The sequence below is a fragment of the Candidatus Nitrotoga arctica genome, from assembly GCF_918378365.1.
GTDB classification, from domain to species: domain Bacteria; phylum Pseudomonadota; class Gammaproteobacteria; order Burkholderiales; family Gallionellaceae; genus Nitrotoga; species Nitrotoga arctica.
On sequence record NZ_OU912926.1, the window covers coordinates 668,218 to 680,434 of the forward strand.

10 protein-coding genes are annotated in these 12,217 nt (G+C 50.4%); all 10 read right to left on the minus strand.

Translation table 11 applies throughout. The annotated features are described in order from the left end of the window. Positions 1-96 precede the first annotated feature (96 nt). The 10 genes from MKZ32_RS03125 to MKZ32_RS03170 all read right to left on the minus strand — a co-directional run bounded on the left by MKZ32_RS03125 (position 97) and on the right by MKZ32_RS03170 (position 12,152). Positions 97-342 carry a hypothetical protein gene (locus tag MKZ32_RS03125; RefSeq protein ID WP_239795933.1) on the minus strand — a complete coding sequence of 82 codons (246 nt, stop codon included), beginning with the start codon at positions 340-342 and terminating at the stop codon, positions 97-99. A gap of 16 nt (positions 343-358) precedes the next feature. Then, a complete protein-coding gene (locus MKZ32_RS03130; RefSeq protein ID WP_239795934.1) occupies positions 359-892 on the minus strand; it encodes a glutaredoxin family protein in 534 nt (177 codons plus the stop codon). Positions 893-918: 26 nt separating this feature from the next. Beyond that, a complete protein-coding gene (locus tag MKZ32_RS03135) occupies positions 919-2,979 on the minus strand; it encodes a M3 family metallopeptidase (RefSeq protein ID WP_239795935.1) in 2,061 nt (686 codons plus the stop codon). A gap of 105 nt (positions 2,980-3,084) precedes the next feature. After that, positions 3,085-5,412 (minus strand): EAL domain-containing response regulator, encoded by a 2,328-nt coding sequence (locus MKZ32_RS03140; RefSeq protein ID WP_239795936.1) that lies wholly within the window; start codon positions 5,410-5,412, stop codon positions 3,085-3,087. Continuing rightward, positions 5,409-5,828 carry a response regulator gene (locus MKZ32_RS03145; RefSeq protein WP_239795937.1) on the minus strand — a complete coding sequence of 140 codons (420 nt, stop codon included), beginning with the start codon at positions 5,826-5,828 and terminating at the stop codon, positions 5,409-5,411. The genes MKZ32_RS03140 and MKZ32_RS03145 overlap by 4 nt, the downstream gene beginning before the upstream one ends. Position 5,829: 1 nt before the next feature. Continuing rightward, positions 5,830-8,661 (minus strand): Tar ligand binding domain-containing protein, encoded by a 2,832-nt coding sequence (locus MKZ32_RS03150; protein WP_239795938.1) that lies wholly within the window; start codon positions 8,659-8,661, stop codon positions 5,830-5,832. Positions 8,662-8,904: 243 nt separating this feature from the next. Then, positions 8,905-10,191 (minus strand): dihydroorotase, encoded by a 1,287-nt coding sequence (locus MKZ32_RS03155; RefSeq protein WP_239795939.1) that lies wholly within the window; start codon positions 10,189-10,191, stop codon positions 8,905-8,907. Then, positions 10,191-11,144 carry an aspartate carbamoyltransferase catalytic subunit gene (locus MKZ32_RS03160; RefSeq protein WP_239795940.1) on the minus strand — a complete coding sequence of 318 codons (954 nt, stop codon included), beginning with the start codon at positions 11,142-11,144 and terminating at the stop codon, positions 10,191-10,193. The genes MKZ32_RS03155 and MKZ32_RS03160 overlap by 1 nt, the downstream gene beginning before the upstream one ends. Continuing rightward, on the minus strand, positions 11,141-11,626 hold the full coding sequence (ruvX, locus tag MKZ32_RS03165) for a Holliday junction resolvase RuvX (protein WP_239795941.1): 486 nt from the start codon (positions 11,624-11,626) through the stop codon (positions 11,141-11,143). Before ruvX ends, MKZ32_RS03160 begins: the two co-directional genes overlap by 4 nt. Then, positions 11,592-12,152 carry a YqgE/AlgH family protein gene (locus MKZ32_RS03170; protein ID WP_239795942.1) on the minus strand — a complete coding sequence of 187 codons (561 nt, stop codon included), beginning with the start codon at positions 12,150-12,152 and terminating at the stop codon, positions 11,592-11,594. Before MKZ32_RS03170 ends, ruvX begins: the two co-directional genes overlap by 35 nt. Positions 12,153-12,217 lie beyond the last annotated feature (65 nt).

Consider the following 12,217-nt stretch of genomic DNA (forward strand, 5'->3'; position numbering starts at 1 on the left):
GCCAATTTGAAGGGTTTATGGATCCGATCGCTGGCTTCGTCGCGCAAATTATTTTGCGCGACGAAAAAAATGGTCGCCGTTCAAACCGTTATCGCTTTACTTGGTTTGTTGCTCCACATTCTGCTTTAAATTCTCAGCGTTTTTTATCCCGGTCTGTCCTACTTTTTTGGCTTGTTCAAGCTCTGTATGTTGCTGCTGGAACAATTTGGCGGGCTCGGTCTTAGGTAGGGGTGACTTTGAAGGTTTTTCGCCACACGCGGTGATGGTTAGAGTTGCGGCGCCTAAAGTGCAGACCAGTGTCAGGCTTCTAATTTTCTTAACTGTGTTCACGATTGATCCCATGACATCTCCGTTTTTACTAATGTTGAATTTCAGTTTTCGCTGGCTTGGTTGTTATTGGTTGAGCAGGTGGTTGCAGTTGAGGGGATGGCGTTTGAGCATAACCTGCCGTATCCAGTCCGCCGCCCCACTGCTCAGCTTGAAAACCCTTGAACCAGGTTTTTCCGACGGCGAGTGTCGGTACGCCGTCACTACCAGATAACTTATTGAAAGCATCGAACTCTTCTTTGGTACGCAAGATATTTTCGGTAAATGGAATACCGCGCTTATTCAAAAATAAGCGCGCCTGTTTGCATAGATCGCTACAATTTTCGGCTACATACAGAGTGACGGGAAAATTTTGTTTGGCACGACGGGTTGCATAAGGTAAATCATTCGCATCAACTGTTGGGGCAGCGCCAAATTTCTTTTGTTCAATTTTTGCCGCATCCGCCGCCGGGGCATCGCCGTAATGTACCTTGCCGGATTTATCCACCCAACGGTACAGCCCGTCTGCCTGCGCACTGCCGCAAATGAGCGCTATCAACCCAGCCAATACGAAATGCATTTTCATATTGCCCCCATAAAAACTGAACACAATTAATTTGCCGCTATCAAACCGCTGTGCCGCAACAGCGCATCAATTGACGGCTCGCGACCTCGGAATGCCACAAAGGATTGCATTGCATCGCGGCTACCCCCCACCGCTAGTATCTCTTCGCGGAAGCGAAGACCCGCTGCCAAGTTGAGCACGCCACTTTCCTCGAACAGGCTATATGCATCAGCGGATAATACTTCCGCCCATTTGTAGCTGTAATAACCAGCCGCATAGCCACCGGCAAAAATATGCGAAAAACTGTTAGGGAACCGGTTGAATGCGGGGGGGATAAGTACCGCCACCTTGCTACGCACGTCGTCCAGCAATTGCTGGATAGTCAGCGCACCCTGTGGATCGAAGTCGCCATGCAGTCGCATGTCGAACAAAGAAAATTCTATCTGGCGCAAGGTCTGCAAGCCATTCTGAAAATTTTTCGCCGCCTGCATTTTGTCGAATAATGCGCGCGGTAATTTTTGCCCTGTATCTACATGCCTAGTCAAGTCTTGCAGTACATTCCACTCCCAACAGAAGTTTTCCATAAACTGGCTGGGCAATTCTACTGCGTCCCATTCCACACCGTTGATGCCGGACACACCGAGATCTTCCACTTGGGTAAGCAAATGGTGCAGGCCATGACCGAATTCGTGAAACAGGGTAATGACTTCATCATGTGTGAAGAGCGCGCGTCTGTCTCCTACCGGTGCAGCAAAATTGCAATTGAGGTAGGCGACTGGTGTTTGGATGCCAGCCGCAATGCGGCGGCGCGTGATGGCATCATCCATCCACGCGCCGCCGCGTTTGCTGCTGCGCGCATACAAATCGAGATAAAACTGACCTACTAAACTGCCATCACCGTCCAGAATGTCGTAGAAACTTACTGTTAAATGCCACAGTGGTGCTGGCGCAGAGCGGACGGTTAGGCCATATAACGTTTCCACCAACTTGAACATGCCATCCAGCACTCTATCTTCCGGGAAATATTGCTTCACTTCCTGCTCAGAAAAAGCATAGCGCTGTTGGCGTAAATGTTCACTGGCGTAGCTGACATCCCATGCCTGCATATCTGTTATATGGAGTTGCGTGCGGGCAAATTCACGCAACTCTGTCAGATCTTGTTCGGCGAAAGGTCGTGCGCGTTGCGCCAATTCACCCAAGAAGTTTTGCACCTGTTGCGGCGTGCTCGCCATCTTAGTTGCCAGCGACAACTCTGCAAAATTGGAAAATCCCAGCAGATGCGCCTCTTCGCCGCGCAGTTTTAGAATCTGCTTCATCAACGGCGTGTTATCCCATTCCGGCTTGGCTTGATCTGCGGCTGAAGCGTTCGACGAAAGCTCGCTGGCGCGGGTGCTGTTTGCAGTGTACATACGCTCGCGCAACGCACGGTTATCTGCGTATTGCATAAGCGGGCCATAAGAAGGGGCTTTCAGGGTGAACAACCAACCCGTTTTGCCTTCCTCTTGCGCCGCTTCGGCAGCAACCTGACGTTCGTCTGCTGGAATACCGGACAACTCTGCTTCGTCTTCAACCAGCCATGTGTAAGCGTTAGTAGCATCCAAAATATTATCGGAAAAACGTGAACACAAGGTGGAAAGCTCCTCCTGAATGGCAAGAAAGCGTACTTTTTGCGCTTCCGGTAATTCGGCCCCGCCGAGGCGAAAATCACGCAATTGATTCTTAATGATTTTCTGACGTGCCGCATTCAAAGTCGTAAATTCTCCACTGGCGTGTACGGCCTTCACTTTTTGAAATAGTGCTAGATTTTGCGCCAATTCACCGTAATACTGCGTAATCTTGGGTAAATTGGCATTGTATACTTCGCGTAGTGGGGCCGAGTTCATCACTGCATTCAAGTGTGAAACCTGCCCCCATGATCGTGATAAACGCTCGTTGGCATCCGCTAACGGCTGTATGAAATTGTCCCAAGTTGGGGCAGAGACATCGGCCAATAGTCGCTCGCATAGCTCACGATTTTCAGTTAAAAGTTGATCAAGCGCCGGCGCAACGTGTTTAGAGCGGATTTCCTCAAAACGCGGCAAACCGGAAAAATAAAGTAATGGATTCATATCTTAAAAACAACCTTTCATGGATGATTCATAATGGCCTGCTAACTGGCAGATTCAAGTACGGATCGTAGCAGATCCGTCATGAAGAAAGGCAATTGCGCCAGCTCAAAGTAATCGCGGTTTTGTCATCGACATGCAGCATCTCTCCCTGAGCAGAATTTCGAATTCCTCGGCTGGGATCGGCATACTGAAAAAGTAGCCCTGCATTTCGTCACAATGATGCAAACTCAGGAAAGATTTCTGCCCATCGGTTTCGACCCCCTCGGCGATTACTTTGAGTCCCAGATCATGTGCCATGGAAATGATGATCTTGGCGATTATCGCGTCATCCCGGTTGGTGGTGATGTCGCGCACGAATGACTGGTCTATTTTAAGAAAACTTATTGGAAAATGCTTGAGGTAATTTAGGCTTGAATAGCCGATGCCGAAATCGTCAATCGCGAGTTTCACCCCGATTGCCTGGAATTGAGAGAGTGTAGCTATGGCCGCCTCTACATTCTGCATGACCATGCTCTCGGTCAGTTCCAGCTCAAGATAGGAGGGATCCAGTTCAGTTTCTTTTAACATACGGGTAACTATTTCAACCAGATCCTGCTGCTTGAATTGGCGTGCCGAAAGGTTGACTGCGATGCTTACTGGCTTGAGTCCGGCACGCTGCCATGCCTTATTCTGTTCGCAGGCGGTGCGCAACACCCATTCTCCGAGCGGCACTATCAGGCCAGATTCCTCCGCCACTGGGATGAACTTGGTCGGGTAAAGTAAGCCTTGGACGGGATGTTGCCAGCGTACCAAAGCTTCCATGCCGGTGATTTCGCCGCTAATTAGATCAACTCGCGGCTGATAATGCAGTAGAAATTCCTGGCGATTAATTGCTTGTCGCAGGTCGTTTTCCAGCGTTAGCCGTTCTAGTGCCTTGGCGTTCATTTCGGCGGTGCAGAACTGGGCATTGTTGCGACCTTTGTTCTTGGCCAGGTACAAAGCGCCATCGGCACTCTGAAGCAAGGCCTTGGCGTCCTCGCCGTCTTTGGGGTAGAGCGCGATGCCGATACTGCATGTGACGAGTAGCTCGTGGCCTTCAATAGTGAGTGGCTTAGTCATAAGCTTGAGGATTTTCTGCGATACCATCCAAGCATCGTCTTCCGATGTCATGCTGTCCAGAATTACCACGAACTCATCCCCGCCCAGGCGCGCCACAGTATCGCCCTCTCGCATACAGACGGAAAACATGGCGGCAACCTGTTTCAGCAACATATCGCCGGCATGATGGCCCAGGCTGTCGTTTACGTTCTTGAAATTATCCAGGTCAATGAACAGAACTCCCAACCTATCCCTGTGACGATGTGCGTTGGTCAGCGCCTGGACGAGTCGATCATGGAACAGGGTGCGACTGGGAAGTCCGGTCAGGACATCGTTATAGGCCAAGTAATTGAGCTTCTCTTCCTTTTTGATATATTCGAGTGCATATGAAATATTTGCGGTCACCTCGGTGAGCAGTTTTATTTCTTCCATATCGAAGAAATTTAGCTCTGAAGCATAGAGGACGAATAAGCCAACCGGCTGGTCGTCTCCCATCAGGGGGAATACGCCCATGGAACGGTAGTCACGCTGCCTCGCATCTATATGCCAGTGCGCCAGCTTGGGATCGGAATCGATGTCGTTGCAGACAACGGGTTTTTTTTCCTGTAGCGCCCGCATTGCCAGTACTAAAGTATCCGCCTCATTGTTCCTGATGGCCAAGGTGATTTTGTCAAGATATCCTTCATCAAAGCCCGACCAGGCCAAGGGTGACAGGCCCGTCCCTTTGGAGTCCACCGATCCTATCCAGGCCATCCTGAAATGGCCGTGCTCCACTGCGATACGGCAAGCTTCAGTATATAACTCTTGCCGGTTCCGAATACGAACAATGGCCGCATTGATGTCGCTCAAGATTGCATAGAGGCGGTTGAGTCGAATGATTTGAGTCTCTGCGCGTTTGCGCTCCGTGATCTCCTCGTTTCGCCCGCGCACAGCCTGCTCGAGGAGCTGGTTATGCTGAGCGAGAAAGTCGCTGTATTCTTTCAAGCGTAATAGATTGCGCACGCGCACCCACAACTCGGCACGATCTATCGGTTTAGTAAGAAAGTCTTCTGCTCCGGCGCTTAGCCCGGCCAGCTTGGAACCGCGGTCATCCAACGCAGAGAGCATAATGATGGGAAGGTTGCGGGTGGCAGGATTGGTCTTGAGCTTGGCCGCTACATCATAGCCATCCATGCCGGGCATCATGACATCGAGTAGAATCAAGTCTGGGGGGTTCTCCTCCACCATTGCCAATGCTTCTTCACCGCTGTTAGCAGTAACGGTAAGGTAGCCTTCCGGCTTAAGTAAAACTTCCAGCAAGCTCCTGTTTTTGGGCTCATCATCCACAATCAGGATTGTTGCTATAGGGGAAGTCATGGTGGGCTTTCTTCTTTACTCGGTTCCATTGAAGAATATAACGAATAATTACGCTTCGCCAACTGTGCCTTGATCTCCGCCAACAGTTTCTGATAGCGCAACGGTTTGGCGATATATCCATCACAACCGGCGCTACGGCAGCGTTCCTCATCACCTTTCATCGCTAAGGCGGTAAGTGCGATGACCGGAATGGTGCGCGTGGCAACGTTCCGCTTGAGCAGTGCTGTAGCGACCAAGCCGTCCATGCCGGGCAGCTGGATATCCATCAGGATTAAGTCGGGTTGCTCAGTTTGCGCTAATGTCAAGCCAACCTCCGCATCCATGGCGCTAAGCACGCTGTAACCTGCTTTTTGCAAGAGAAGTACTGCCAGTTTCATATTCGCGGGGTTATCCTCGACCACCAGTATTTTGGCCATATTAGTCTTCCTTCCGACGAGTCATCAGTGCCCACCGTACCTCGTTGAGGAAGTGGCCTTGGCTTAATACGGTCTTGTTCATGATTTTCATTACCTGAGGATCAAGCGCCGCACGGTCCTCGGCAGTGAGTTGTTTGGAGGTAACGATCAGAATCGGGATACGCGCAGTGTCAGGGTTGTTTTTAAGTGCCAGCACCACGTCAAAACCATTCACTTCCGGCATTACCAGGTCGAGCACGATCAGGTCAGGCAACAAACGGTACGCCGCCTCAATCGCCTCACGCCCACCATAGGCTTTAACTATCGTGTAGCCAGTATCCCGCAGATGGATGGCAATGATTTCCACTGCCTTGGGATCGTCATCCACTACTAATACTGTTAGCGGCTGTTTGGGTTGTACTGACGTATGCAGGCCAAGATCGGTCAGCGTATCATGCAAATCCGCACGGCTGATTGGCTTCTGGAGCACTGCCGATGCACCGAGGGATAAACCCATGCTGCGGTCTGCCATAATAGAAATAATCACCACCGGTATATGAGCCAGAGCAGGAATTTGTTTGATGCGAGTGAGGAATTCCCAACCAATCATGTTTGGCAACAAAATGTCCAACGTGATTAATGCCAGTGGCTGTTGCATGGCGAGGTTGAATGCAGCCTCAGCACTAATGGCGCGCACTGCCTTGATACCTAACAATTCTAGTTGGATGCGGATTAACTCGGCCGCCCGGTCGTCATCTTCCACCACCAAGGCGACCTGCTCTCCTGAATGGCGGAGCGCCCTCAATGGTGACGGAAGGACCGGATCGGCTGGTTCTTCGGTCAGTGCGGCAGCCGCTTCCTCCGTTGTCCATAGCGGCAGCCAGAGCGTGAAGCAGGTGCCTTGGCCCTCGGCGCTTTCCACCGTCACTGTGCCGCCATGCAGTTCAACGAGACTCTTTACTATCGCCAAACCTAATCCCGTCCCTTCGAATTTGCGCGCCAGGCTGCTATCAATCTGACTGAAAGGTTTGAACAGCCGTTCAAAATCTTCATTGGCGATGCCGATGCCGCTGTCGGTAACGCTGATTTCGATGAAATCCGTAATTTTGTTGTTACTCCAAGGGAAGCTCAGCCCCGCCCATCGACCGGTTAGTTGACCGACTTGGGCGCGCGACACGCGGCGGGCACGCAGGGCTACATCGCCGCCTTCGGGAGTAAACTTGACTGCGTTAGATAGCAGGTTATAAACGATTTGCTTGACCTTGCGTACGTCTGCCTGGATATCACCCAGCCCATCGGCGATATCCAAATTGAGGTGGATGTGCTGGGCAGCAGCTTTCTCCCTGACCATAGACAGGCTATTGGAGAATAGTAAGGGCAGATCGATCGGTTCCAGGTGGAGGATCATCTTGCCGGCTTCCACTTTTGATAGATCCAGGATATCGTTGATTAGAGATAGTTGATGCTGGCCGCTCTCTAAAATGTCACCTATGTAGCCACGTTGTTCATCAGTCAGATCGCCCATCAGGCCATCCTTGAGTACTTCAGAAAAACCGATAATGGCGTTAAGCGGTGTTCTTAGTTCGTGCGACATCGTAGAGAAAAATTCCGATTTCATTCGGCTAGCCGCTTCCAACTCAACATTCCTCTGTTGTACCTGCTCATGCTTTTTCTGTTCTGCCTCTGCGTGTTTGCTGGCGGTCAAATCCCTGGTCACCACAATATGAAGCTGCCCCATATTGAAGCGGATTTCACGCGTTTTGAATTCCAGCGGAAAATTTGTGCCGTTCTTGCGCACGCCCACCATTTCCCTGCTCACTCCAGGAGCCGTGGGTTTGTTCAACTGCTGATGCCATTCAAGAGAACCATTATGCTGATCTCGGCTTGGCTCCCGCGTCAGCAGGCTGGCATTTTTACCAATAATCTCGTTTCCTTTGTAGCCAAAAATCTGCTCCGCGGCCGGGTTGAAGATTTCGATCATACCGCCTTCGTTAATTGCAATGATGCCTTCATCTACGTTGTCCAGCACTGCACGGGTACGCGCTTCGCTGTCACGTATTTGGCCGATGACCTTCACCAGATTATCGTGTATTTCTTTCAGGGCTTTCATCAGCTGGCCAATTTCATTTGTTGAGCGGACTTCGATTTGCTGCGTTAAATTGCCTGCGGCAACACCCCGAGCAATCCTCACTACGTCTTCTAACGGCCGGGAAATGGCACGGACAAGCATAAAGCCAATCCATATAGCCAACCCCAGGCCAATGATTGCTGTAGCGATGATAATGTTGCGAATAATATCGTAGCGTCTCTGTACCTCTTCATATTCCTGCTTAGTCACACTTAATTGCAGCTTGCCAAGTGTCTTGATTCCTTGCCCAACTGGTTGGTAGAGGGGGCGCATATTTTCTACGATGATTCGGCTCGTTTTCTTTAAGTCGTTAGCCCGTAAAGCATTTGCTGCTGGATTTAGACTCTGGGTAACGAATTTTTTGTAGTCATCGGCAAATTTTGCCGCCAGTATCTTTTCTTCGGGCGTTAGATAGGTGGCCATGTAGGCTTCCCATATCTCGTCAATCTCCATTTCATTCTTTTCCAGCTTTGCAACATTAATGCCAATTTCATCGGGCGTCGACGCCACCAGGCTAGCCGTTATGGCGATGCGGTTTTGCAATATCAACGATTCAATGTCCGTCAACTGATCGAGTGCAATGATGCGGTCCTCATAAACAGTTTTCAGACTGTCTCTCGCTTTACTCATTCCAAACAGGGAAACCGACTCAATTCCTAGCAGGGTGACTGCAATGAAAAAAAAAGTAACGATCAAACGCGATTTAATGGTCAAATTTTTAATCATATTTTTTCAAGGATTAATGGTGTATGTAGCGGTGAGGCATCTGCGGTATGTCTTAACACACTGTTTATCAACATCAATCAATTTGTTACACAACCGTCTGAGCGAAATGTAGAACACTAATGATTCAGATATATAGCACTGTGAAATTTCTTCACGACTTACTTCTGGACGAACTTTAACTATTTAGAAAAGGGCCATTATTGAATGGCCAATCTAAATCTACAGATTGCCGCACAATCAAGGCTATTGACTAGCCTTTGATTGGTAAACAAGTTGCCCATCAACCAAGGTATAGCGCACGCGACCCTGCAACTCCATACCGAAGAATGGAGTATTTTTACCTTGGCTTTTCAATGCCGCAGGTTCAATCTTCCAGTACACTTCGGGATCGAACACGCACACATCGGCAGCGGCTCCGACAGACAGATGCCCAGCGTCCAGACCCAATATACGCGCAGGATGTAGTGTAATCTTGGCGAGCCCATCGGCGAGCGCACGACGGCCCTGTTTCGCCCATTTGAGCACCAAGGGTAGCAGTAATTCCAGTCCGGTAGCTCCTGCTTCGGCCTCGGCGAAAGGCAGTTGCTTGGCATCCTCGTCCACAGGCGTGTGATCGGAACAAATTGCGTCTATTGACCCATCGAGCAAACCGGCATGCAAAGCATCGCGATCGCGCTGACTGCGCAATGGTGGTACCAAGTAGCAGTTGGCATCAAAGAAACCGATATCCATTTCGGACAGGTGTACATGGTTGGCAGACACATCGCAGGTAAGCGTCAGCCCCTGTTGTTTGGCGGCACGCACCAGTGCCACCCCTTCTGCACTGGAGATGCGACAGATGTGCAGTCGCACACCGGTCTCACGCGCTAATTGCAACATGGTGGACAGCGCAATGGTCTCCGCACACACCGGAATGGCGGGTAAGCCCAGACGTGTCGCCACTTCACCATCATGCGCCACACCGTCGCGTGCAAGGAAGCTGTCCTGCGGGCGCAACCAAACACTGAAACCAAAGGTGGCGGCATATTGCATGGCGCGCATCAGCACACGAGTGTCAGTAAGCGCAGCATCGGCTTGACTGAAGGCGATACAACCGGCATCGGCGAGTTCAGCCATCTCGGTAAGTTCCGCACCTCTCAGCCCATAGGTCAGCGCACCTACCGGATAAACACGCGCTTTATTCAATTCACGAGCGCGATACTTGAGCATCTCTACCAGACCCGGTTCATCCAGTGGCGGATCGGTATCCGGTGGGCATGCCAGTGTCGTGATGCCGCCTGCTACTGCTGCATCCATCTCGGATTCAAGCGTGGCCTTGTATTCGTAACCCGGTTCGCGCAGACGTGCGGCAAGATCGATCAAGCCGGGAGCAACCACAAGACCTGTTGCATCAATCACCTGTTGTGCCACAAAACCTGCTGGCGCGCTGCCCACAGCAGCTACTTTACCAGCCACGATAAATAAATCGCAGAGGCCATCAATCTTATTTTTCGGATCAATTAAATGCCCGTTCTTAATTTGGATATTCATCACCCAACTCCCGCCAAGGTACTCATTACCGCCATGCGTACCGCAATGCCAAAAGTGACTTGTGGCAAGATTACCGATTGTGTTCCATCCGCAACGCTGGAATCGATCTCCACACCACGATTCATCGGCCCCGGGTGCATCACGATGGCATCCGTTTTGGCTAGTATCAATTTTTCCTGGGTGAGACCATAGTACTTGAAATATTCTTGTGCGCTGGGCAACACCGCGTCCTGCATACGCTCGTTCTGCAAGCGCAACATCATCACCACATCCACATCACGTAAGCCTTGCGCCATGTCGTGATACACCTGCACCCCGAGTTTATCGACGCAGCTTGGTAATAATGTCTTGGGGGCGATAACGCGAACTTCCGGCACCCCCAACGTGGTCAGTGCATGAATTTGTGAACGCGCCACGCGCGAATGCAATATATCGCCGACGATAGCCACCCGCAGGTTATGAAACTCTTTCTTGTAATGACGAATGGTGAACATGTCGAGCAGCGCTTGTGTTGGGTGCGCATGGCGCCCGTCACCGGCATTAATAACATGGATTTCCGGCGCAACGTGTTTGGCGATGAGGTGAGCTGCGCCACTCGCAGAGTGGCGCACTACGAACATGTCAGCGTGCATGGCACATAAATTATCAACCGTATCAAGCAAAGTTTCACCTTTACTGGCGGAGGAAGAACCAATGTTCAAGTTGACTACATCGGCCGAAAGACGCTTGGCAGCAATCTCGAAAGTAGTACGAGTGCGGGTGCTATTTTCGAAAAATATGTTGAATATTGATTTGCCGTGCAGTAATGGTAGTTTTTTAATGTCGCGACCTTCATCCAGACTCATAAAGGAAGCCGCTCTGTCTAAAATACCGCGCAGGATAGGTGCGGGCAATCCCTCAGTAGAGAGCAAGTGCTGTAGTTCGCCATGTTTATTGAGTTGTGGATTATTCATGGAATTTGTTCTATCGCGGGCTCATCAAAATAGGCTTGCAAAATTTGCTGCGCCGCGACTTGGTCGAGCAGCGGTTTTTGCTTGATACCCCGTACACCCATCTCGTTCAGCTGCGAACTTGCAGCAGTGGAAGTATATCGTTCGTCCACTAAAATGGTAGGCAAATCAAAGCGCCCCTTGAGGCGCTGAGCGAAACGGCGACATAAGCGGGTTAGTTCGTGTGGCGTGCCATCATCATGACTGGGTAACCCCACTACTAGTGCAGACGGCTCCCATTCACGGATAAGCTCACCGATGGCAGCAAAGCGCTGCCCATTATGTTCGCCATGCAAGGTTGTTAGTGGTCGTGCGGTGCAAGAAATTGAATTGCCCACCGCCACGCCGATGCGTTTAGTGCCAAAATCAAATCCCAGTAAAATACCGTGTACCGTGATAGCCATGCCCTCGTCAGGCATGTCCTGCATACTCTGAGAGTGATGCATAATCTACTCCCAGCAGCGCCATTGCAGCAAGCAAGCGTTCCTCTGAAGGCAGCTCGAATAAAATGTGTTCAGAAGCTGGCACAGTGAGCCAGGCGTTTTGTGTTAATTCATGCTCTAATTGCCCCTGCGCCCAGCCGGAATAGCCCAAGGTCAGCAGCAGGTTTTTGGGTTCTAATCCTGCACCTACCGCTAGCAGAATATCCCTGGAGGTTGTCAGACCAAGATTGTCGTTTATGGCCAGAGTAGATTGCCATTGACCCACCGGTTTATGTAATACAAAACCCCGGTCAGTCTGCACCGGCCCGCCAAAATACACCGGCATGCTACTTGATTCAAACTCACCCATCGGAATTTTAGTCTGCTCGAACAACTCGCTAAGTGTGAGATTGGTCGGGCGGTTCACTATAATGCCCAATGCACCTTGTTCATTGTGTTCACAAATGTAAACAAGTGTCTTGGCAAAAGAAGAATCTGCCATGGCTGGCATGGCAATGAGAAAATGATGTCTGAAATCAAGTTGTGACATGATTTCTATTGTAATCCATAAAGCAGTTTCTTAAGTCAAGAGAATTATTGTACCGAGCAAAGAAG